This is a genomic window from Poseidonibacter antarcticus (assembly GCF_003667345.1).
Taxonomy (GTDB): Bacteria; Campylobacterota; Campylobacteria; order Campylobacterales; family Arcobacteraceae; genus Poseidonibacter; species Poseidonibacter antarcticus.
Genome location: NZ_RCWF01000013.1, coordinates 1 through 24,113 on the forward strand (window position 1 = coordinate 1; position 24,113 = coordinate 24,113).

At 26.4% G+C, this 24,113-nt stretch carries 23 protein-coding genes; 4 read left to right on the forward strand and 19 right to left on the reverse strand.

The genetic code is table 11. From position 1 onward, the window contains the following. The 5 genes from D9T19_RS12400 to D9T19_RS12420 form a co-directional block, all read right to left on the reverse strand. A partial coding sequence (locus tag D9T19_RS12400; protein WP_205588722.1) for a cbb3-type cytochrome c oxidase subunit I occupies positions 1-288 on the reverse strand: 288 nt, incomplete at its 3' end. A gap of 466 nt (positions 289-754) precedes the next feature. Continuing rightward, on the reverse strand, positions 755-1,231 hold the full coding sequence (gene smpB / locus D9T19_RS12405) for an SsrA-binding protein SmpB (protein ID WP_121628561.1): 477 nt from the start codon (positions 1,229-1,231) through the stop codon (positions 755-757). Further along, positions 1,209-1,988: a 4-(cytidine 5'-diphospho)-2-C-methyl-D-erythritol kinase gene (locus D9T19_RS12410; RefSeq protein WP_121628562.1), complete on the reverse strand. Its 780-nt coding sequence runs from the start codon at positions 1,986-1,988 to the stop codon at positions 1,209-1,211. The genes smpB and D9T19_RS12410 overlap by 23 nt, the downstream gene beginning before the upstream one ends. Further along, positions 1,985-2,833, reverse strand: coding sequence for a tRNA pseudouridine(55) synthase TruB (gene truB, locus D9T19_RS12415; RefSeq protein WP_121628563.1), 849 nt, complete (start codon positions 2,831-2,833; stop codon positions 1,985-1,987). The genes D9T19_RS12410 and truB overlap by 4 nt, the downstream gene beginning before the upstream one ends. A 19-nt stretch (positions 2,834-2,852) precedes the next feature. Continuing rightward, entirely contained in the window at positions 2,853-4,907 is a 2,055-nt protein-coding gene (locus D9T19_RS12420; RefSeq protein ID WP_121628626.1) for an ATP-dependent helicase, read from the reverse strand. A gap of 116 nt (positions 4,908-5,023) precedes the next feature. On the opposite strand from D9T19_RS12420, the gene D9T19_RS12425 reads away from it, so the two are divergent. Further along, the gene (locus D9T19_RS12425; protein WP_121628564.1) at positions 5,024-5,920 is read left to right on the forward strand and encodes a LysR substrate-binding domain-containing protein; all 897 of its coding nucleotides are present in this window, start codon (positions 5,024-5,026) and stop codon (positions 5,918-5,920) included. Between the two features lie 27 nt (positions 5,921-5,947). Here D9T19_RS12425 and mnmL read toward each other — a convergent pair whose 3' ends face one another. The 8 genes from mnmL to trxA form a co-directional block, all read right to left on the reverse strand. Next, the gene (mnmL, locus tag D9T19_RS12430; protein ID WP_121628565.1) at positions 5,948-6,910 is read right to left on the reverse strand and encodes a tRNA modification radical SAM protein MnmL/YtqA; all 963 of its coding nucleotides are present in this window, start codon (positions 6,908-6,910) and stop codon (positions 5,948-5,950) included. Between the two features lies 1 nt (position 6,911). Then, on the reverse strand, positions 6,912-8,258 hold the full coding sequence (purF, locus tag D9T19_RS12435) for an amidophosphoribosyltransferase (protein ID WP_121628566.1): 1,347 nt from the start codon (positions 8,256-8,258) through the stop codon (positions 6,912-6,914). 132 nt (positions 8,259-8,390) lie between these two features. Beyond that, positions 8,391-9,164 (reverse strand): 4-hydroxy-tetrahydrodipicolinate reductase, encoded by a 774-nt coding sequence (dapB, locus tag D9T19_RS12440; protein ID WP_121628567.1) that lies wholly within the window; start codon positions 9,162-9,164, stop codon positions 8,391-8,393. A gap of 16 nt (positions 9,165-9,180) precedes the next feature. Then, the gene (gene trxB, locus D9T19_RS12445) at positions 9,181-10,110 is read right to left on the reverse strand and encodes a thioredoxin-disulfide reductase (protein ID WP_121628568.1); all 930 of its coding nucleotides are present in this window, start codon (positions 10,108-10,110) and stop codon (positions 9,181-9,183) included. A gap of 136 nt (positions 10,111-10,246) precedes the next feature. Beyond that, positions 10,247-10,903, reverse strand: a complete 657-nt coding sequence (locus tag D9T19_RS12450; RefSeq protein WP_121628569.1) for a response regulator transcription factor — start codon at positions 10,901-10,903, stop codon at positions 10,247-10,249. Beyond that, entirely contained in the window at positions 10,903-13,071 is a 2,169-nt protein-coding gene (locus D9T19_RS12455; protein ID WP_121628570.1) for a sensor histidine kinase, read from the reverse strand. The genes D9T19_RS12450 and D9T19_RS12455 overlap by 1 nt, the downstream gene beginning before the upstream one ends. Before the next feature lie 46 nt (positions 13,072-13,117). After that, entirely contained in the window at positions 13,118-14,530 is a 1,413-nt protein-coding gene (locus D9T19_RS12460) for a DASS family sodium-coupled anion symporter (RefSeq protein ID WP_121628571.1), read from the reverse strand. A gap of 136 nt (positions 14,531-14,666) precedes the next feature. Further along, entirely contained in the window at positions 14,667-14,984 is a 318-nt protein-coding gene (gene trxA / locus D9T19_RS12465) for a thioredoxin (protein ID WP_121628572.1), read from the reverse strand. 188 nt (positions 14,985-15,172) lie between these two features. Here trxA and alaS point away from each other — a divergent pair, with 188 nt between their 5' ends. After that, entirely contained in the window at positions 15,173-17,728 is a 2,556-nt protein-coding gene (gene alaS, locus D9T19_RS12470) for an alanine--tRNA ligase (protein ID WP_121628573.1), read from the forward strand. Between the two features lie 8 nt (positions 17,729-17,736). Further along, the gene (locus D9T19_RS12475; protein WP_121628574.1) at positions 17,737-18,213 is read left to right on the forward strand and encodes a hypothetical protein; all 477 of its coding nucleotides are present in this window, start codon (positions 17,737-17,739) and stop codon (positions 18,211-18,213) included. 40 nt (positions 18,214-18,253) lie between these two features. Here the strand turns inward: D9T19_RS12475 and D9T19_RS12480 are convergent, their stop codons facing one another. Continuing rightward, positions 18,254-18,463 carry a hypothetical protein gene (locus D9T19_RS12480; protein WP_121628575.1) on the reverse strand — a complete coding sequence of 70 codons (210 nt, stop codon included), beginning with the start codon at positions 18,461-18,463 and terminating at the stop codon, positions 18,254-18,256. A gap of 54 nt (positions 18,464-18,517) precedes the next feature. After that, positions 18,518-19,084, reverse strand: a complete 567-nt coding sequence (locus D9T19_RS12485) for a hypothetical protein (RefSeq protein WP_121628576.1) — start codon at positions 19,082-19,084, stop codon at positions 18,518-18,520. 154 nt (positions 19,085-19,238) lie between these two features. Here D9T19_RS12485 and D9T19_RS12490 point away from each other — a divergent pair, with 154 nt between their 5' ends. Continuing rightward, positions 19,239-19,811 carry an NlpC/P60 family protein gene (locus tag D9T19_RS12490; RefSeq protein WP_121628577.1) on the forward strand — a complete coding sequence of 191 codons (573 nt, stop codon included), beginning with the start codon at positions 19,239-19,241 and terminating at the stop codon, positions 19,809-19,811. A gap of 2 nt (positions 19,812-19,813) precedes the next feature. Here D9T19_RS12490 and D9T19_RS12495 read toward each other — a convergent pair whose 3' ends face one another. The 4 genes from D9T19_RS12495 to D9T19_RS12510 form a co-directional block, all read right to left on the reverse strand. Further along, entirely contained in the window at positions 19,814-20,740 is a 927-nt protein-coding gene (locus tag D9T19_RS12495; protein WP_121628578.1) for an AEC family transporter, read from the reverse strand. 179 nt (positions 20,741-20,919) lie between these two features. Then, positions 20,920-22,209 (reverse strand): tellurium resistance protein TerC, encoded by a 1,290-nt coding sequence (locus D9T19_RS12500; RefSeq protein ID WP_121628579.1) that lies wholly within the window; start codon positions 22,207-22,209, stop codon positions 20,920-20,922. Positions 22,210-22,216: 7 nt separating this feature from the next. Next, the gene (locus D9T19_RS12505) at positions 22,217-23,098 is read right to left on the reverse strand and encodes a DMT family transporter (protein WP_121628580.1); all 882 of its coding nucleotides are present in this window, start codon (positions 23,096-23,098) and stop codon (positions 22,217-22,219) included. 1 nt (position 23,099) lies between these two features. After that, positions 23,100-24,053 (reverse strand): ketopantoate reductase family protein, encoded by a 954-nt coding sequence (locus D9T19_RS12510; RefSeq protein ID WP_121628581.1) that lies wholly within the window; start codon positions 24,051-24,053, stop codon positions 23,100-23,102. Positions 24,054-24,113: the final 60 nt, after the last annotated feature.

A 24,113-nucleotide genomic window follows, 5' to 3' on the forward strand; every position in this document is an offset into this window, starting at 1 on the left:
TAAAAATGGAGATTCTTTTAAAGAAACTTTTAATACTCTTTGCCCAATGTAATACCATCCAGCAAAAACACCACTTAAAGTAAAACCAAATGCAACACCATTTGTGTGAATAGGTCTTAATCTACTAAATGTACCATACTCCCCAGCTAAGTTACTTAACTCAGGAAACGCCAATTGAAACGCAAGTATAACACCTACTGTCATACCAATGATACCAAACAAAATTGTTGCAAATGTAAAGGCTTTTGCAACTGAGTAATCATACTCAATTTGTGCACCGTTTTGCATCAATCTCCTCCTACTAATTTTATATACAAGTCACAAATTGTCACTTATAAAATCATATTAACTGAAAATCACTAAGAATATACTTAATTTTAGTATAAATTAAGTATAAAATACTATTAAAAATAATTATTTATAGTAAATTTAGACTGATAACAATTATAAAATCTATAAAAGAGCTAAGATATTGTTTAAAATCTTATATTATAAGATGAACTTATAATTAAAATAATTTCATTAATTTATTAAAGAAGATATTTTTTGTCTTGTTTCGCTATTTTTAGGCTATTTTTGTAATCATAGTGATTATCAAAATTATATTTAATAAGAAAAATTAATCATCTATAATTATTTTCTAAAATTAAGTTTTAATAGTTAAATTTTAATTTATTAAGTTTTTTTATTTAAAAATAATAATTATTTATTGACTCTTTTTAGCTATAGAAATATAGAGTCAATTTAATACTATTTATTTCCAGTTTTTAATAGCTATTTGAGTCTCTCTTAGCATAGTTTTTTTCTTCAAATCTTCTCTTTTATCATGAAGTTTTTTACCCTCTGCTGTTGCTATTTGTACTTTCACTTTATTTTTCTTATTAAAGTACATTTTTAAAGGAACAATAGAAATACCATCTTTTGTAACCTTTGCAAAAAGTTTTGCTATTTCTTTATTATGTAACAGTAACTTTCTTTCTCTTCTCTCATCAGGTCTGTATGTAACATGAGCTGTATTTAAATGAGAAATATGCATATTAAATAAAAAAACTTCACCTTTTATTATACGAATGAAAGAATCTTTTAGATTAGCTCTTCCTTCTCTCATAGCTTTAACTTCACTACCTTCTAATACAATACCAGCTTCCATTGATTCCATAATTGTAAAATCATGAAATGCTTTTTTGTTTTTAAATACTAAGTTTTTTTTAACTTCTTTTTTCTTTGCCATTGTTTACCTTAAAAAATGAACTTCCACTTCCACTAAAATACCAATTGTTTTTTTCATATTCTTGGAGTTTTGGTTCTATAGTTATTGCTGCTTGATATAAATCATTTGCTTCATAGATATTAAACTCTTTTAATATCTCTTTTGAACTTAATTTTATTAAGCGATTTTCTTCTTCTTTCGAAATTTGCTTATAAAATTTTTCTCTAAATACATTAAATATTTTACCCGTGTTACACTGTATTTTTGGTGTTATTGTATCAATATCAAGAATTTCTTCATCAAACTTCTCTACAATTTCTCCTATACCTCTTACATTAGCACTATCATACTCATAAACAAAAAAAGGAACATCAGCACCAATTTTAACAGCAATATCACAAAGTTCATCTTTTGATAGATTTAAGTTACAATATTCGTTTACCATAATTAGAAAAGTTGCTGCGTTTGAGCTTCCACCACCAAGTCCTGCAAACTCTGGAATTTTTTTTTCTACTTTTACACTATATATTTTAAAGAATTCTTCTACATTTTTATGGTGTTTTAGTAAATTGTATGCTTTATATACAGTATTAGACTCTAATTTACATCCAAAATTTCCTATAATATCCATAGCCTTCTTATTTGTTTTAACAAATGACATTTTGTCGAATAAATTATGAACTCGTATAAATCTCGATACGAGTTCATGATAGTTATCTCTTTTATTTGCTATCTTCAAAAAAATATTTACTTTTGCATAAGATTTAAACGTTTTCATAAAGTAACCTTATTTAATAAATAATTCACTTCATTTCCAACAATTTCAATAATACTAAAAAAATCATCAAATAAAATCAAATATTTACCATCATCTTTTGTTTCCAAATAATCAGTTGATATTTTTTTTCCATTAAAAAGCCATTCTTTTGTACCATTATAATTATTAATAGGAATATCTAAATAATCCAAAGGATTTAAATCTTTCTCATTTTCATAAAAAAATTTTCCTTCATTTAAACGCTCTAAATATGAAAGCGTTCCAATAGTTCCTAATCTTTCACATAATATTTGTGCTAGAGATCTTATATATGACCCCTCACTTACACTTGATTCAAATGTTATAAAAGGATGATTATAAGTAATAAACTTTGTATCAACTATATTCATAGTGGATTTTTTCATTTCAAACTCAATACCATCTCTTGCAAGGTCATAAGCTCTTTTACCATCAATTTTTTTTGCAGAAAATTTTGGTGGAGTATATTCTATTTCACCTTTTAGGTTTTCAATCTCTTTTTTGATTAAATCTTTATCTAAAGGTTTTACAATTTCTATACTTGTTACATTTTCAATATCTAAAGATTCTGATTGTACACCTAACCAAAGAACGGCTTTATACGTTTTTGGTGTTTTTGATAAATATTTAAATAGTTTTGAATATTGTCCAAAAGCTACAATCAAACATCCACAAGCAAAAGGATCTAATGTTCCACTAAATCCTGCTTTTTTATTTTTATATTTTCTTTTGATTTTATTCAAATAAGTATTTGAAGAAATAAATATTGGTTTTTTAACCACTAACAATTTATTTAGTGGTTCTTTATTATAAAGTCTTTTTTGCATTACTAACTCTAATCAAGTTTTATATTTTATTTACAAAAGAAGATAATATATCTCTTTTTGTACCACCAAAATTAATAGTAAGTTTATAATCTTTTCCAGCTTTTGTAGCTTTTTGAACTCTACCCATTCCAAAAATTTTATGTTGAACTAAATCGCCTTTTTTTAAGGCTGAATTTTTTTCAATTGTTAAAGAACCTTTAATCAAACCAGATTCACTTAAGAATCTACTTTTATTTAACATAGCTCTTTTACCCTTATAAAATCGTGAATGGACAAATGATAAAGTTAAGTTATCCATAGCTCTAGTAATTGCTACATAACCTAGTCTTCTCTCTTCTTCAATATCTGAGCCATCACCAGTAAGAGGGAAAAATCCTTCTTCCAGACCTATTATAAATAAGTTTTTAAACTCTAAACCTTTTGAAGCATGAATACTCATCATTGAAATAGCTTCATTATTATATTCACCATTTTCACTTTCTAACGCAATCTCATTTAAAAAGTCTTTTAATTCTAAATGTGGATTTTGCATAAAGTAATCTCTAATATATCCATAAAACTCATCAATATTACCTTGACGTTCAAAACCATCAGGTACATTATCATAAGATGCTCTGTAATCAAAAGCTTCTTCAAAAGAGTCTAAAAACTTCATTTTTGATTCTTCCAAAATATCTTTTAAATCCATAATTGAAGCTTCATAAACTTTTAGTGTTCTTGAATTCTTTTTTCCTACAATTGCAGCTAAATCTTCAGGACTTAAATCTTGAATTAAATCAAAAATTGGTTTTTTTGTTTCAATTGATTTAGCTTCTAATTTATCAATTGTTGTTTTACCAATTCCACGTTTTGGTTTATTAATAACTCTTTTTAATGAAAAATTATCATTTGAGTTTGTTAGTATTCTAAAGTAAGCTATTAAATCTTTAATTTCAGCACGCTCATAGAATTTCATTCCACCAACAAGTTTATAGTTTAAACCTGCTTTATTAAAACCTTCTTCAAGTGATCTTGAAAGTGCATTTACTCTAAATAATACAGCTATATCTTTTGCAGAAATTCCATTATCTAATAAAGATTTTATATCATCTACTATTTTTCTAGTTTCTTCATTTTCATCATGTGATTCATAAACTTTAATTGAATCACCTTTCATTCTTGTCCCAACTAGTTTTTTCCCTAATCTATCACGATTATGCTCAATTAATTGATTTGCATGTTCTAAGATAGTATCTGTAGATCTATAGTTTTCTTCAAGTTTTACAACTTTTGTATCTTCAAAATGCTCGGAGAAATTCAAAATATTTTTTATTGTAGCACCTCTCCAACCATAAATACTTTGATCATCATCACCAACTACACAAAGATTATTATGACTTGCACATAATAATCTTAATAATCTATATTGTAATTCATTTGTATCTTGATACTCATCAACCATAATATATTGGTATCTTTGACTTGTTTGCTCTGCTAATTTTTCATTGTTTTTTAATATTTCATAAGGTAATAGTAATAAATCATCAAAATCAACTAAATTGTTTTTTAATAAATATTCTTGATATTTTTGATAAACAAGTGCAATTTGTTGATATAGTTTTAATTCAGCACCTGCAATTGCTTCAGCAGGAGATAATAAAGTATTCTTATATTTAGAAATTTCAGAAGCTATAAGAGATGTTGTAATCTCTTTATCAATTGATTTAATTATTCTTTTTTTATCATCTGTATCAATTATAATAAAATTAGCTTTTCTTCCTAATTCACTCATATGAAATTTTAAAAATAATAATCCAAACTTATGAAAGGTACATAATAAAGGGGGAGTATTTATTGATGATGGATTAATCATTGAAAAAGCACGTTCTCTCATTTCTGAAGCGGCTTTATTTGTAAATGTTAATGTTAATATTGAACTAGGATCTATCCCTATTGAAATTAAATAAGCTAATCGTGTTGTAATAGTTTTAGTTTTTCCAGAACCCGCACCTGCAAGTATAAGTAGCGAACCATCAATGTGTTCAGCCGCACTTTTTTGAGAATCATTTAATAATGATAATAAATTTTCAGACATTTCTTCTCCCATAATATATAATTATAACATAGATTAAATAAATCCATTATTCTTCTTAATTATTTTATTTATAAATAAATGTTATGATAAATATAATTTATAACACGGAGGCTATAATGCTAACAGATTTTGCAAAACTAGAGACTTTTCTTACAGTTGTACGAGAAAAATCTTTTTCAAAAGCTTCAGCAAAACTTGGTATTTCTCAACCCGCGGTTACACAGCAAATGAAATTCATAGAAGACTATCTTGATGTTCAAGTAGTTGATAGAAAAAAGAATGGTATTAGACTTACGAAAGAAGGTCAAAAACTTTATTCTATTGCAATTAAAATAGAAAAATGTGTTGCTAACGGTGAGAAAGAACTATTAAAAATTATGAACAAAGATGTAACTTTTGTATTTGGTGCATCATTTATTATTGGGAATTATATATTACCAAGATTTTTAAATAATTTAAAAGAAAATATAAACAATGAAGTTTCAATTAACGTTTCAGTTTCTCATGAAGCAATTGAAGATTTATTAGATAAAAAAATTGATATGGCATTAGTTGAAAACTATGTTTCAAATGATGATATTATTTATAGAGAATGGATGCAAGATGAAATTGTAATATTCTCTAATCAAGAACTTCCTCCACGAGCTAAAGCTGAGGATTTGTTATCATATAAATGGGTTTGTAGAAATCCAGAATCAAATACTAGAGCAATTTTTAAAGAAAATCTTGATAAAGCTAATTTCCCTGATTGTGATACATTTGATGTTACAAGTGAAGTTACAAGTGCTACTACTATTGTACAAACAGTTTTACATTCAGATAAAAGCATAACACCTACAGTTTCTATTGTATCAAGAAATGCAATTGAATCATTATTAAAATCAGGTGCTTTATATGAATCTAGAATCAACAATCAAAAAATGGTAAGAAAACTATATATTGCATATAGAAAAGATAGAAAACATGATGCATTTATTGATAATGTAGTTGATTATCTACTAAAAATCAAATAACACTAGGATTATTCCTAGTATTATTACTTAATAATTAAACCCAACTTCTTCTAAAGCTAATCTAATTTTTTTCATTTGAGCATGTTTATTTCTACACCAATCAGGTGATAATAATGTATCATCATCAATCCCTGCTGTTATTCTTTGAACTGAAATATGTGAAGGTAAATCAACAATTGATTTAACAACTGTATCTATATATAATTCTTCAGAAATAGGAGTAAATCTTCCTTTTCTAAACTCATTTGTAAGTAAAGTATTTTTTACTACATATAAAGGATGAAATTTAACCGAATCAACATCAAGTTCTACTGTTTGTTTAAAACTTTCAAGCATCATTTCTTGAGTTTCATTTGGTAATCCATAGATTAAATGACCACAAACATTTAAACCTTTTTCTTTAGATCTTTTAATCCAATATTTCATATTTTCAACACTGTCACCACGATTTATAGTATCAAGTGTTTCATCATAAAAAGATTGAATACCATACTCAATCCAAATTTCTTTATCTTTAGATAAATCTTTTAAATAATCAAGAATTTCATCCGTAACACAATCAGTTCTTGTACCAATACTTAACCCTATTACATTTTCAAAACTAAGAGCTTTTTCATATAAAGCTTTTAATGTAGAAAAGGGTGCATACGTATTTGTAAAAGATTGAAAATAAACTATAAATTTTTGTGTTCCAAATTTATTACCTAATCTTTGTTTTGTTGCATTAAATTGCATCTCAAGTTGTTTTAGTTGATTATCCAAATATGGATTTTCTTCTACTCTTGGATTTAATTTAAATTTTGTTTTTTTCTCTCGTAAATTAGGTGAAAAAGAATCATTTTCACAAAAAGAACAACCACCTTTGGCTACTGTTCCATCAATATTAGGACATGTAAATCCTGATATTGAAATAGGAACTTTATATACTTTTTCACCAAATTTATTTTTGAAATATCTACCAATTGTTAAAACATTTTTTAATTTATTCATATTATTCTTTTACGAAATAGTCCCCATCAAAACTTTCAAGACCATAGTGTCTATCATTTCCAATTGCATTTACTAAATCATCAATAGATAAGTATTCTAAAGAATCTGCTTCAATATATTTACAAACTTCATCTTTTGTCATATTACTAGAAATTAACTCTTTTTTATCAGGTGTATCAATACCATAATAACATGGGAATTTTATTTCAGGAGAGGCTACTCTAAAGTGAACTTCTTTTGCACCTGCATCTTTAAGCATTTTTACAATTCTTTTTGATGTAGTACCACGAACAACAGAATCATCAATTACAAGTAAAGATTTTCCTTCTATCATTGAGTTCATTGGTGAAAGTTTCATTCTTACTTTTAAGTTTCTCATTTCTTGTGTTGGTTCGATAAATGTTCTTCCAACATAGTGATTTCTAATAATTCCATATTTAAAAGGAACTCCACTTTCTGCTGCATAACCAAGTGCTGCTGGAACTCCTGAATCAGGAACAGGTATAACTATGTCATATTTGGATTTTGAATTTTTATCATTAATAGCTAAAGCTTTACCCATATCTTCTCTTGCTTTATATACACTTTTTCCATCAATTATAGAATCAGGACGTGCAAAATATACATATTCAAAAGCACAAGGTCTAAATTCTGGCTCATAAACTTGAATCGATTCAGGTTCTTTACCCTCACTTAAAATTAACATTTCTCCAGGTCTTACATCTCTTATAAATGTTGCACCTACTAAATCAAATGCACATGTTTCAGATGCAACTATGTAACCACCTGAATTTAATTTTCCTAGAGATAATGGTCTAATACCATACTTATCTCTTATAATAAATTGTTTTGATCTTGATTGAACAATAAAACAATAAGCTCCAATAGTCCGTTCTAAAGCTTCTACAATCCTATCTCTTAATCTATCTTTGGTATTTTTTGCAATTAAATGAATTAAATTTTCGGTATCCATTCCTGTTTGAAAAATGGCACCCTTGTCAATTAAATCTTTTCTAACTTCTTCTTTATTGATTAAATTTCCATTATGAACAATAGATATTTCTCCAAGTTTATACTTAGCAAACACGGGTTGAGCATCTAAAATAGAATCTCCACCAGCTGTTGAATATCTATTATGACCAATAGCCATATTCCCTTTTAGGATTTTAAGTGCAGATTCTTTAAATACATCTGATACTAAACCCCTATTTTTAATTGTATGAATTTTCCCATCACATGAAGAAGATATACCTGTAGCTTCTTGACCTCTATGTTGCATTGCAAACAAAGCAAGAGATGCAAGTCTTGCAGCATTATCATTCCCGTAAATTCCAACTATTGCGCACATTTATTTAACCTTATTTAAAAGAAAGAAGTAAAAGAGATGCCCAACTACAAATAGCATTTACTATTTGTAGTCAAGATATCTTTTTTCTTTTAGTTTTATTTTATTTTGTTATTTTTTGTAAAGTTTTAAGTTTTATAAACCTAAAGCGTCATTGATTGAGTAAAGATTTGGCTCTTTTCCAATAATCCATTTTGCAACTTTTATAGCACCTTTTGAAAAAGTGTTTCTAGCTGTTGCAGTATGATTTAGTTCTAAAAACTCACCATCATTATATAAACCAACAGTATGTCGACCTACTATATCTCCACCTCGTAAAGCCATTACTGCAATTTCATCTTTAGTTCTTGCACCAATTTGACCATCACGACCTGAAACTCTAACCTCATCAAGATTTAAACCTCTTGCTTTTGCAGCGTGTTCAGCTAATGTTAAAGCAGTTCCAGAAGGTGCATCAACTTTATGTTTATGATGTTGTTCAACGATTTCAATATCAAAATCTCTTAATGTTTTAGATGCTAAGGCTACTAGTTTATTTAAAACAGCAACTCCTAAACTCATATTTGTAGCATATAAAATTGGAACTAGTTTACTAGCCTCAATTAATAAGTTTTGTTGATGTTTAGAAAATCCAGTTGTTGCAATTACTAAGGGTTTTCTAGCACCATTTTCAATAACTTCTGTTAATAAAGCTTCAGTAGCATCTGGTGCAGAGAAATCTATAATAACATCAGAAGAATCAAATAAAACCTTCATATCATTAGTAACAACAATATCTTCAGGTAATTGTCTATTTAATTTTTTAAAAACGTGAACAGCTGATACTCTTGCTTGTTCATCGTTTTCTAAGTCATCAATTAATAAAGACCCTACTCGACCTGTACTTCCTAATATACCTACATTAATCATTTTAATTAATTTCCTTTTATCCTAAATATTCAATAATATTAACAGCTGCTGTTGCACCATCTGCTGCGGCACAAACAACTTGTTTAGCAGCATCAATTCTAATATCACCAGCTGCATATAATCCTTTTACAGAAGTTTGCATTTTTAAATCAACTACAACTTCACCTGCATTATTTGTATCACATAAAAAAGATCCATCTTCTTGTTTTAATGGTTCATTTAATACATTTCTTCCAACAAATACAAAAACACCAGGAGTTGGTAAATCTCTAATTTCACCATTTTCTTTTGATTTAACTTTTAATCCAAGAACACCTGACATATCCCCAAATACTTCTTCAACATCAACATTTGTTACTTCTTCAATATTTGAAGCAGCTTTCATATGTTCAATTGTAGATGGTGCTGCTCTATATGTATCTCGTCTATGAACTAAATATACTTTTGAACACATTTTAGATAAGTAAACTGCTTCTTCTAAAGCTGAATCTCCACCACCAATTACTGCAACTTCTTTCCCTTTATAGAAAAAACCATCACAAGTTGCACAAGTTGAAATTCCTCTTCCGAAAAATTCATCTTCACCTTTAAAACCTGCACGTCTTGGAACTGAACCTGTTGCCATTAAAACAGTTTTAGCTTCATATTCTTTCCCATCAACTGCTGAAAGTTTAAACGTATCACCTTCTTTTGTAATAGTTGTAATTTGATTCATTTCATGTTTTAATCCAAATCTTTGACATTGTTCTGGCCAATTTGACATTAAATCCATACCTGTAACAATTTCACTTTGTCCTGGATAATTTTCTATTTCTGAAGAACCTGTAATTTGTCCTCCTGGCATACCCATTTCAAACATTGTAACATTACCTAAACCACCTCTTGTAGCGTATAGTCCCGCTGTTAACCCAGCTGGTCCTCCACCAATAATTGCTAAATCTAACATATCAAATTCCTTATTTTTTATCATTTATAATTTATAGTATTTATTAAAGATGTAATAATACTAAAATCTATGTAAGTTATAGTTTAACTAAGCTTTACTTAATTAAACGATAATTTTTATCGTTTAATAAAAAATATTAAACTAATTTAACATTTTTATCCAAAGAATAGCCCATACCTTTTACAATCACAATTGATTCTGCTGGTATTTTTTTTCTAATTCTTTTTATCATAGCTCTTATATTTACAAGATTTGTATCTTCACCTTCCCATACATACTCTTCTAATTCTGAATAAGTAGCAATATGATGCAAATTTTTAGAAAAAAGTTCTAAGAATAAAATCTCTTTTTTTGTTAATTCTATTTCTTTACCATTATTATATAATATATGATTAATAAAATCATATTTATACTCATCATTAAATTTTAAAAACTTATTTTGTATTTTACAAAATTTTTTAACTTTTTGAACTAATTCTAAGATAAAGAATGGTTTTTTAAGATAATCATCACAAGCTAAATCATAAGATTTTTGTATTTTCTCAAAATCATGATTTGAACTTATTATAATTACAGGTGTAACTTTATGATTAATTCTTAATAACTCTAATAATGAAATACCATCAATATGTGGAACATTGATATCTAAAATAAAACAACTATATCCATTATCAAGTGCTTCAAGAGCATCATTACCATCTGTAAAAGTATCAATAGTATAGTTTTCTTTTTCTAGTGCTGTTTTAATTACATTTAATAATCGTTCATTATCTTCTAAAACTAATATTTTCATTAAGCATTATCCAAAATAATCTCAAAAGATGCACCATCTTTTAGATTCTGTACATTTAATTTTCCATTCATTTTATCTTCTATAATCATTTTTGCCATATATAAGCCTATTCCGTGTCCATTTTCTTTTGTTGAGTAATAAACTTTAAAAATGTCATTTATATTTTTAATATTAATACCTCCTGCATTATCATTTATTTTTATGATTAATTGTTTATTTATATTATATATAAAGATATTAATATTTCTATTTTTTATATCTATTTTTAATAATTCATCTTTTGCATTATTTATAATATTTAAAAAAGATTGCATAAATTCATTTCTAAAACCATTAACATTTAAGTTTGTATTTTCTTTTACATCAATTTTAATATTTATGTAATTATATTTAATATTATGACTTACTATTTCTAACATTGAATTTATTGTTTCTATTATATTAAAAGTTTGTTCTTTATTTGATGGTTTTATAAATTCTTGAAAATCATTTATAGTATTAGTCATATAATTTACTTGTGTCATTATATCTTTTACATAAGATTCATCTTCACGAAGATTAGTATTTACTTTATTATTATAAAAACTCTCTTGTGCTATTGTTGTGATTTCTACTAGTGGTGATTTCCACTGATGTGCAATTGATGAAAATATTTCTCCAAGTTCTGCTAGTTTTGATTGTTGAATAATAAACTCTTCATTTTTCTTTTTTTCTTCTTCAATTTGTTTTTCTTTTGTCACATCTGTAAAAATTGTTACTGTTCCTGTTTTTTTAGTTTTACTATCACAATAATTTGCTTGTTTTATAAAAAAAGTTTTAATATCATTTTTTGATATTTCAAAACTAAACTGATTATTTTTTTCTTTATCTAATTTGAAATTTTCTAGGGCTTGATAAATTTGAATTGATTTATTGTTTTTAAAATCACTTAATTTATTCCAATATACTTTTTTCATAGTAACATTAATAAAATTGCAAAACTTAGCATTAGAATCTATAATTATTCCTTTATCATCCTGCCAAAATATTGGACTTTCAATTGCATTTAATAAAACATTATCAAATTCCATTCTTTGTTTTAATTTACGCTCAGTATTTTTTCTAAGATACATACTATGTAATAACACAATAATTAAAACAATTAAAAAAGGAGAAATAGTAAATACAAAATTTATAAAACCTCTATTTTTATCAAAAAATGTCATTTGTTTATTTACAATTTTATAATTTTCATTTATTTGATTTAATGATAAAGAGAATTCATTAAGCTTACTAGCATCAAAAACATATGAAAAGTCATTTGATATTTTAATAATTTGGCTTTTATTTTTTAATATATCAAAAGCCATTTCTCCTGCTGTATTTCCAAATTTTTCTAGCTCAATTATCTTTCCACCTAATGCACCTTTTTTATTAAAAATTGAATCTGTAATAAATATTGGAACATTTGCATTTTTTATAAATAATGCTATTTCTTGATTGTTATTTAACTCTCCATTACTATTTTTATAAAACCTTATAAATAATAAAGCAGTATTTTTATCAAATTTTGAGAATTTATTTTTAAGATTTTCTAAGTTATCTTCTCTTAAATAGATTAATTTATATTTACCTTTAAAATTATCAAAAAGGTTTTTGATTAAAGGTTCGGTATGTTTAGCATTTTGACTTTTGTCATTTATTATATATATTTTTTCTATATTAGGAATAATTTTTTCTATTAATTTTATATTAGTTTTTAAATCTCTTTTTTCTAATAGAGCTGATACTTTATTTTCCAAATTGTATTTTATTAACTTCTTTTTATCAAAGTTTTCATTTCCAACACTTAATATATTTTCATTAATAAAAAAATTATTGTAATTTTTAGTAACAAAATCATAAGCAAATCTATCTATTGTTAAAACCAAATCATATTTTCTATTTTTTAATTGTACTTTATATAAGTCTTTTAACTTTTCATAATATAGGGATGATGTAATTCGTTTTGAATCCATATATAAAATATTTATATCAATTGAGGGATATTTATAAAGAGTTCTTTCTATCCCTTTAATTATATTATCACTCCACGCATAACCTTTATGGTATGAATTTATAATTAAAATAGATGAATTTGCAAAAAGAAAAGTAGTAAATAAAATAGATATTAAAATGAGTTTTTTCATAAAGCATATTATAGCAGTAATTTAAATACTGCCATAATATTTGTTTTTATAAGATAAAGAATCCTAATAGAACTAATGCACCTAAGTATATAGCTCCAAATATAAATCCTAATTTCCACCATGTAGCTTGTGAAATATATCCAGCCCCATACCAAATAGGAGAAGGACCTGTTCCATATGGAGTTATAATTCCCATTAAACCTAATGAACCTACAAATAAAATTGCAATAGTATGAACCATATCAGCAGGAACTAAATTTACAGCAATTCCTAAAAACAATGGTAAAAGTGCAACAACATGTGCAGTTACACTTGCAAATAAATAATGGAATAAGAAAAATAATACTAATAATACAATTGCTATAGTAATAGGATCTAAACCTACTAACCATGTAGAAATAAGTCCAGCTGCCCATTCTAAATAACCAACTTTGTTTAGACCACCTGCCATTGCAACTAATGTAGCAAACCAAATAAATACATTTATTGCAGCTTTATTTGTAATAACATCTTCCCATGTAATTACATTTGTAATAACTAATAAACACAATACCAATAAAGCAGCAACTGTACTATCTATTCCAATTTGTTTTCCAAAAATCCATAGTCCCAAAGCTAATAATCCAAGACCTAACATAGTTAACTCTTTAGCAGTAATAGATCCCATAGCTTTTAATTCTTTTGCTGCCCAAATAGGAGCTTCTGGTGATGTTTTTTGTTCAGGTGGATATATAACATATGCAAGAATTGGTACAAGTAAAAATAATGGAATCATAACTACAGCTAAAGTTGTAAACCATTCACCCCAAGATATTAGAACACCTGCACTTTTTTCTACTAATGAAACTGCTAATAAATTTGGAGCAAGTGCTGTTAAAAACATTGAACTCGTTACACAAGTAGCTGCAATTGCAACCCATGAAATATATGCACCTAATTTTCTAGGTTCATTTTCAGGAGTTGAATTAAACATTTGAGGGATGTTAATAGCAATAGGGAAAATTGTCCCTGCACTTCTTGCAGTATTTGAAGGCATAAAAGGAGCTAGAATTCCATCTGAAAATGCAACAGCATATCCTAAACCTAAAGAAGTTTTACCTAAGTATTTTACAAGTAATAAAGCAATTCGTTTACCAAGACCTGATTTTTTATAACCTAATGCAAACATAAATGCAGCAAAAATCAACCAAATAACTCCATTTGAAAAACCACTTAAAGCCCAATCTCTATTGGCTTTTGCAGTTTCACCTACAAGCCCAAGAGTTGCACTTAAAGAAACACCTACCAAACCAACAAGTGCTGCTGGAATTGGTTCTAAAATAAGAGCAACAATTACTCCTAAAAAGATTGCAAAAAAGTATTGAGCATTTACTGCTAATCCTTCAGGTGTTGGTAATATTGCGATAATTACGATAACTAATAAAGGTAAAATTATCTTAATTTTATTACTTGAAAACATTATTTTCTCCTTAATATTTTTTATATTTGAATACTAAGATAAAAATGTGACTTGAGTATGACTTTTTAGAAAATTTTGCATAAAAAAAAGGAAGAAGCAAAAGCTCCTTCCTTTTTTTAATATTTTATAGTATTTATTAAATTAATGAGTTAATTTTATCAGTAAATGCTTGCTTAGAAGAAGCACCAACCATTTGATCTACAACTTCACCATTTTTCATAAAAATGATAGTTGGGATAGATCTAATTCCATATTTAACTGCTAAGTCTTGTTGCTCATCAGTATTAACTTTACATATGTTTGCTTTACCTTCGAACTCTTCTGCTAATTCTTCAATAACTGGAGCAATCATTCTACAAGGTCCACACCATGGAGCCCAAAAGTCAACTAAAGATACACCTTCATTTGTGATTTCTTCAAAGTTTGCTGGAGTTAATTCTGTATATTTACTCATTTTATTTCCTTTATTATTAAGTGTTGTTTCTAAATTTGTTTATTTAATATAAAGCTCTAAATTAAACTTTTCAAGTTTACTCTTTAATAACTTAAAATTAGTTTTATTTTCTTATTGTATTTCTTACTAATCTTGCCTAAATTAATTTTTAGATAAAATATTTAAAAATTAAACTACGGATAATTTACATGGATATTAGAAAAGAATACTTAGAATTTTTCAAAAATAAAGGACATGACATTGTTTCATCAATGCCTTTAGTTCCTGATGACCCGACACTTATGTTTACAAATGCAGGGATGGTTCAGTTTAAAGATATATTCACAGGTGCAATTCCAAGACCTGCTAACCCAAGAGCAACTTCTTGTCAACTGTGTGTAAGAGCTGGAGGAAAGCATAATGACTTAGAAAATGTTGGATATACAGCACGTCATCATACATTATTTGAGATGTTAGGTAACTTCTCTTTTGGTGACTATTTTAAAAAAGATGCTATTGCTTATGCATGGGAATTTATTACAATAAATCTTGAACTTCCTATTGATAAATTATGGGTAACAGTTCACGAAAGTGATGATGAAGCATACGAATTATGGCAAGAGCATATTGATGCTTCAAGAATCAAAAGATTTGGAGATAAAGATAACTTCTGGTCTATGGGAGATACAGGTGCATGTGGTCCTTGTAGTGAAATTTTCTATGATCAAGGAAGTGAGAACTTTGATACAGATGAAGATTATTTAGGTGGAGAAGGTGATAGATTCCTAGAAATCTGGAACTTAGTATTTATGCAATATGAAAGAGATACTAAAGGTGTTTTAAATCCTCTTCCAAAACCTTCAATTGATACAGGTATGGGATTAGAAAGAGTTATTGCTATTAAAGAAGGTGTATTAAATAACTTTGATTCATCAAACTTCCAACCAATTATTAAAAAAATTGAAGAGTTATCTAAGAAAGAAATTACACCTGAGAATATTGGTTCATATAGAGTAATTGCTGATCATTTAAGAGCTACTTCTTTTATGCTTTCTCAAGGTATTTTATTTGGAAATGAAGGTCGTCCTTATGTTTGTAGAAGAATTTTAAGACGTGCTGTAAGACATGGATATTTATTAGGATTTAGAAAACCATTTATGGCAAAAGTTTATGATACTTTATGTGATATTTTAGGTAATCACTATACAGATTTAGTTGCTCAAGCTAACTATATTAAAGAACAACTAACTCTAGAAGAAGAGAGATTCTTTAAAACAATTGATTTAGGTATGAATATATTTAATGAAGAACTAGCAAATACAAAAGAAATTTTCTCAGGAGAAATTGCTTTTAAATTATATGATACTTATGGATTTCCATTAGACTTAACAGAAGATATGTTAAGAGATAAAAATCTAAAAGTTGATAATGCAAAATTTGATGAATTAATGAATGCTCAAAGAGCAAAAGCAAAAGCTGCTTGGAAAGGTAGTGGAGATGCTGCAACAGAAGGTGACTTTAAATCATTACTTGAAAAATATGGTAAGAATAATTTTGTTGGATATGAAAAAACTTTTGAAAATGCAACAATTGTAACTTTATTAGATGAAAAATTTCAAGAAGTTGAGACATTAAATGCAGGACAAAGTGGATGGGTGATGTTAGATAATACTCCATTTTATGCAACATCTGGTGGACAAACTGGTGATACAGGTACATTAAAAGATAATGAAGATATTGCTATTGTTAAAGAAACTTCAAAGTTCCATGATATAAACCTTTCAAAAGTTACTGTTGAAAAATCAGTGCTTAAAAAAGGTCAAAAAGTTCAAGCTATTGTAATAAATAGAAATGAAATTGAAAAACATCACAGTGCTACTCACCTTTTACAATCAGCACTTAAAATTGTTTTAGGTGATACAGTTGCACAAGCTGGGTCATTAAACGATACTAATAGATTAAGATTTGATTTTACATACCCAAAAGCTATGACAAATAAACAAATCAAAAAAGTAGAAGAATTAGTTAACTCTATGATAGCAAATGCAATAAAAGGTAATGTTGAAGAACTACCAATTGAAGAAGCTAAAAACAAAGGTGCTATTGCTATGTTTGGTGAAAAATATGGTGATAGTGTAAGAGTTGTAAGTTTTGGTGATGCATCTGTAGAATTTTGTGGAGGAACTCACGTAAAAAATACTGCTGATATTGGTTCAATTTATATTACAAAAGAATCAGGTGTTAGTGCAGGAGTACGAAGAATTGAAGCTGTTTGTGGATTAGCAGCTGTTGATTATACGAACTCTATAATAAGTAAATACAATGAAGTACAAGAAGAAGTTAAAAACCAAGATGCACTTATAGGTATTAAAAAACTTAAAGAACAAATCAAAGAACTTAAAAAAGAAGTACAATTAGCTCAAAGCCAAAGAGCAACTTCTGTTAAAGAAGAAATGATTGGTGATGTAAAAGTTGTAGTTGATGTTGTAGAAAATGGTGATATTAAAAAAATTGTAGATGATTTAAAAAATGAAAATGATAAATTAGCTGTTTTATTACTTCAAGCTAAAGGCGAAAAAGTTATGCTCGTAGCTGGAAGCAAAAACACAAATATCAAAGCTGGTAATTGGATTAAAGAAATTGCTCCAATCGTTGGAGGAGGAGGCGGTGGTCGTCCTGACTTTGCACAAGCTGGTGGAAAAGATATAAGTAAAATTGCTGATGCAAAAAAAGCTGCCTTAGAATATGCAAAAGCAAATCTGTAGGTATTATAATGACTGAATCAACATCTTTTTTATCAATTATTGTTTTTTTACATGTACTTTCTGCTGTATTATGGGTTGGAGGGATGATTGCAATTAGATTTGCAGTTCATTACTCAATTCAAAATATAGCTGAACCAAAAATAAAAATTGCAAGAACACTAGAATATTTAAAAAGATTTTTTAATATGGTTATTCCAGCAATTATACTATTACTTGTAACTGCAATTATTTTAATATTAACACTCGGATTTAAAGGTACACCTTTATATTCTTTTGTAATTGTTAAAGAAGTGATATGGACTATTATGACTATAGTTTTTATTACTATTTATATCAAAAGAAATGAAGCAGAAAAAGCTTTTATATCGGGTGATTTTTTAGGTGCTAAAACTAGACTAGCTCCTATTGCAAAATATTTTATACCTTTAAATATTACTCTAGGAATTATTGCAATTTATTTTGGTATTACTTTAAGAGGGTTCTAATCCTCTTAAAGTAAAAATAAACCTTTACTTTTTATAGATTTTAATGTCTATGTCTATTATGAGAATTATGCCTTCTATGACCTCTATTATAATTCCCATGTCCTCTTGAATATCCATGATGACTTCTAATAAAAAATGGTTCAAATATAATTACTGGTTTTATTATAGCTCTTGGAGCATGATTGTATCTATGGCATCCTGTAAATAACAATATTATTATTGTAAATAGTAAGAATCTTTTTTTTAACATTTAAAACTCCTTTATTCACATTATTAATAAAGATTGTGCATAAATTGTATATATTTATTTATCAGAAAATTCAATCTCTTTAGAAAAATAATTCCCTATAATATTATTATTTACTAAACTGCTATTATATTTGGAGCTATATCTTTGTTTACTTAAATATCTATTTACATAATTTTTATCAAAACTTTTAATTATTTTAGTAAATAAAACTCCTTTATAATCTACAATAAAAGTATCTTCAAAAGAAGAAAAATAATAAATTAAATTCAAAATATATTTATCATTAATTAAATAAGTATTAAATTCAAAATTTTCTAAATCTATTCTTTCAAGAATACGCATACTTTTTATATGATTTTTTTGCTTAAATAAATCATCAAAAAAAGATCTTGGCAATCCATTCCATTGACAAGAGGTATCTAAATTAATATGTTCTATAAAAATATCCCCATACTCTATACTCCTACTTTTTACAAGATAAGAATTAGTAGAACACATATCATTTGTAAAATATTTTTTTTCTTTTGTTATATCAATATAATTATTAAGATAATTATATTTAGTGAGGCTACAAGCATTAAAAAAAAGAACAATTAAAATAAAATAAATAAGTTTAAACATAACATCTCTTTAATCAAAAAATAATCTATTCTTATTATATCACTAAAGAAATTATATAGTATCTATTTTTACAAACAAGATATAACATAAAAAATTTATTTATTAAGTAATAAAACGATAAAATTACTTATAATTCAAGTATTAAGGATTGATCATGGTTAATAAATCACATTTGGCTTTGCCATTATTTCTATTTTTTATTGGTTGTCAAAATAAATCAGATATTTATGTAGATAATACCTTGTACAAAAATAATCCTAATACAAATGCTATTCTTCTAAAAAAAGTTCCTATAATAACTCCAAATGAATATAAAAAATTAATTGAAGAAGATGAAACTTTAGCAGATGGTGACATAAAAGATATGAATAAAGAATTTATGGACTTTTATAATGAATGGAAAAATGTAAAATATCGATATGGAGGGAATTCTAAAAAAGGTATAGATTGCTCTGCCTTTACTCAAAGAATTTATAAGGAAAAATTTGATATCAAAATTCCAAGAAGTACTAGAACTCAGGTAAAAATTGGTAAAAAAATTAAAAAATCTGAACTTGAACTAGGTGATCTCATTTTCTTTAAAACAGGTAAAATTGACAGACATGTTGGTGTATATATGGGGAATGGTGATTTTATGCATGCATCAATTAAAGGTGTTAAATTTTCAAAACTTAATAAGCCATTTTATAAAAAAGCATATTGGACTTCAAGAAGAATTATTTACTAATTTTAAAAACCTCCATACAATAACAATGCTATTGGTATATAAATTATAGAAATCAGATTACTAAGTAAAACCGTAAAAGATGCTTTTTGTGGTTTTGCATTTAGAAGAACTGCTAGCGTTATTGTATTACCAGCAAGTGGTACTATAGAAAATAAAAATAGAACATCATAAATATCTTTACTTAATAATCCTAAAAAATTCTTATCAATAAATATTATCAATAGTATACTAGCTGGCCAAAAAATAAATTTGAAAAAATAAGCTATTTTTATATACTTTTTATCCATATCTTCTTCAAGATTAAAACCTTTCATTCCCATTCCTAGCATCATCATTCCTAAAATTCCAAATACCCATTTTATAACTTCAAAATATGGTATTACAAATTCTGGTATTTCAACACCTGAAAAGTTTAATGTAAGTCCTGCAATAAAAGCATAAAGTAGAGGTAATTTTATTATTTTAACTATTGATTGTCTTGCTGTAAATGAACCTTTTGCTGTAACAAAGAAACCTGTAGTATTTTCATAAAGCAAAGAAGCTAATGTTGCAAAAATAAATATATTTGCATTTTCTGGTGAGAGCAAAATCATAGCAAGAGGAATCCCAAAATATCCAGTATTTCCAGTTCCGCAAGTAAATGCAAGAGTATTAACACTTGCATCTTTCCATTCATTCTTATATCTATACAAAATAAAAAAAGCAATACTAGAACCAAATATAAATACAAAAACTGGTAAAAATAAGAGTTGTAAATTAATATCAATAGAAAGTGTCGCAAAAAATATTACAACTGGTCCTAATATATAAATAAGAATAAAAGCTACATAATCTCTTCTAACTTTTAAATATCTTGTTAAAATATATCCAAATATAATGTTTGCATATAAAGGAGAAATTTTTGATAATAATATAAAAAATAAATTCATTAGGTGGTCACTTTTTCATAAGTTTGGCTAATTGTAACGAATAAAAGTAAAAAGAAGGTAAATACAAATATTTATAAGTTAGGAAGCAGAAAGGATACAAATGAGTTTGTACCTACCTCTTTTACATTAAAACTATAGCATAGTTGTGTGATAATTATATGATAATTGTATTATTTTTTCTACAATTGTAAATATTTTGATAAAAGAAATAAAAATAAAACGCAAATAAAATACATTTTAAGTGCATAAAATATATTTAGTTTGAATATTCTTGAACCTTTCACATTATATCTTGCAACAATTGTTAAATTTAATCCACTAAATGGAGATGTTGAAACTGTTGTAGACCAAGCCATTAAAAAAGTAACTGCAAGAAGTGTATGATTTACATTACTTAAAAAATCTCCAATTATTGCAATTGTAATAATTGGATGGATACCTACAAAAGCTAAAATAATAAATATTCCTAAAAGAATTGAAGCTATAAACCAATCAAATGTTTCAAAAGGAAGAGGAAGATTTAAACCAATTAAAATAGCGCTAACTGACATTCCAAACATTCCAGCAACTAAAAATAGTGATATTTCCATTTTCATATTTGGTAATTCTTTACTTATATGATTAGTTAACTTTAAAACTGAATTTTTTAAACCTTCTTTAATTGGTAAAACAATTAATGTAAGCAATAAAGCAAAAGATGCAACTAAAATAATCACTTTAATATCAGGATAAAAATGATTAGTAAGTAAAACTAAAAAAGCCAAGCAAAGAGGTAAATATAAATTATCAAAAGATAAGGGATAACCACTAAATTCTTTTATTTTAAACTCTTTATTTTTAATTACTTCATAATATGAAATTAAAAAAGTGATTATACTTAAAAAAATACCATTTATTAAAACAATAGAAGTTGATAAATTTGGTGTATATGTAATAGCAGCAGCAAAAGCTACGAAAAATGGAGACCAGTATGCATCTGATGCAAATGCTCTTGTTAAAAGAACTATTTGTGCATTTGTCAAAGGAGCTTTTTTATATAGTTTATCTGCTACAAGAATTAAAGAAGAAAGATTAATCACTGAACCAAATAAGTGAACACCTAAATATGTTTTGAAAAAAGATAACTTTCCTTTTGGTAGCTTATCTTCTTTATCTATTTTAGGAATTGCTATAAGTCTTAAAAAAGCAACTCCAATAAGTAAGGTTAATAAATATTGATTTACAGTAAACACTTTTACTATATTTATTTCAAAACCATTAAGATAAGAAATTAAAAAAGTGATTAGACTTAAAGAAAAAAGTATTATTATCATCTTCTTGTTTTTTATAGAAAAGAATAAAAGAAAAAGTGAAATCCATGCTAAAAATCCTGAATATATCAATAAATCATTATTATAAAAGTATGCAAAAATACTAGATAAAAAAGATAAAAAGATTAATACACCTGAAATACTTGTAATCATATTCATAATTTACCTAACTTTTTTTTAAAAAAATTGATAAATAAATACCAAGACCTATAAATAAAATACCAAAGATATGATAAACCTCTAATCTTTCACCTAAAAATAAATAGGCTAATATAGCACCAAATATTGGCATCAAGTGTGTAAATTGACCTGCTTTGTTTGCACCAATTTGAGCAATCGCTGTATTCCAAAAATAAAATGATAATAATGATGGAAAAACAACAATATAAATAAGTGAATAAAGAACTTTAGCATTTTCAAAATGACTAAATTCTAAGCTATAACCAGCATAAAAATAAACAATAGCTAGTATAATAATACCAATAAACACAGTTATACTTAAGAAATCTAAAGCATTTAATTCTTTTGGTTTATATTTTAGAAGAACTGTATATAAAGCCCAATTAAGACATGCGAAAAGTATCCATAAATCTCCATGCGTAAACTCTAAAGTTATAATATTTTCTAAACTACCTTTTAAAATTAAAAATATAACTCCTAATGTTGAAAGAAGTATTCCCAAAGCTTGGATTTTTGTTATAGAAGTTTTTAGTATTATTGAGGATAAAACAATAATCATAATTGGAATACTTGAATTAATCAATAAAGCATTTGTAGCTGTTGTTGTTTGTAATCCAAGATATAAAAATGTATTAAACCCAGAAATCCCAATAATCCCAAAAATTAAAAGAATAAGATATTCTTTTTTAAAAATATTCATAATATGTTTAAATCTATATATCAAATATGGTAACAAAATTAAAGCAACAAAAAACCATCTAAAAAAAGATAACTCAATTGCTGATATTTCTGTTGAAACCATACGACCAAAGACAAAATTTCCAGACCAAAATAAAACAGCAAGTGTTAAGAAAATCATATATTTCATATTAATGCTCTAAAGCTCTTTTTTTATTATATGTATATTCTAATATAGTAGAAATTGTTCTAGTATAAGGAGCATCTAATCCTTGTTTTTCACAATTTTTTATAACAACACCACAAATTTCATCAAGTTCTATATCTCTGTTATGTTCAGTATCAATTAACATTGAAGGTTTTATTGATTCAAAGTTTGTCATAAGTTTGAACATTTTATCAGCACCCTCTTTTGATATATTAACTCCAACTGCTTTTGAAGCAAGTGCAGCCTCAAGCATAAGTCCATAAATTAATTTTGAAGTTTTTTCATTATTTATTAATATTCCTGATTCTTCATGTAATAATGCACAAATAGCATTTACTCCATTGTTAATAATTAACTTCGTCCATAACTCTAGTCTTATCTTATGCGTTAAAATAGTAGTAGTTTTTGTTTTATCTAACTCTTTTTTTAGATTTTCTAAAAACTCTTTATTTTTATCATTTGGATATAGTGCACCTAGTATTGTCTGTACCTCACCTGTAGCATCAACTAAACCTAACTTAATAGTATGAGTAGCAATAAGTCTTGTTAGTCCTCCAATAACATAATCAGGACAATAATATTCAGCCATAATATCTTCATTTTCAACACCATTTTGCAATGAAACAAAATATGGTATATCTTTACAATCTTCTGTCCAAGTAGCTAAACTTTGTGAGATACTTTTTGTGCTCATAGATTTTGTTGCTAAAAAAACAACATTTATATCTTTTGGATTTAATTCTTGTAATTCTTCCATACTTATAGTATCTATTTTATCTTCAATTATATAATTTGGATGAACTAGCTTCATTTTATATTTTCTTAAATATTCTAAATTTTTTCCTCTAGCTACAAATTTAACATTATGACCAATATTATGTAAAATCATTCCATAAAAAGCGCCAACTCCACCTGCTCCAATAACAATTATATTCATATTTTATTCCTATATAACATATTTATATTTTTAAAACGATATTATATACAAATTGTGTAT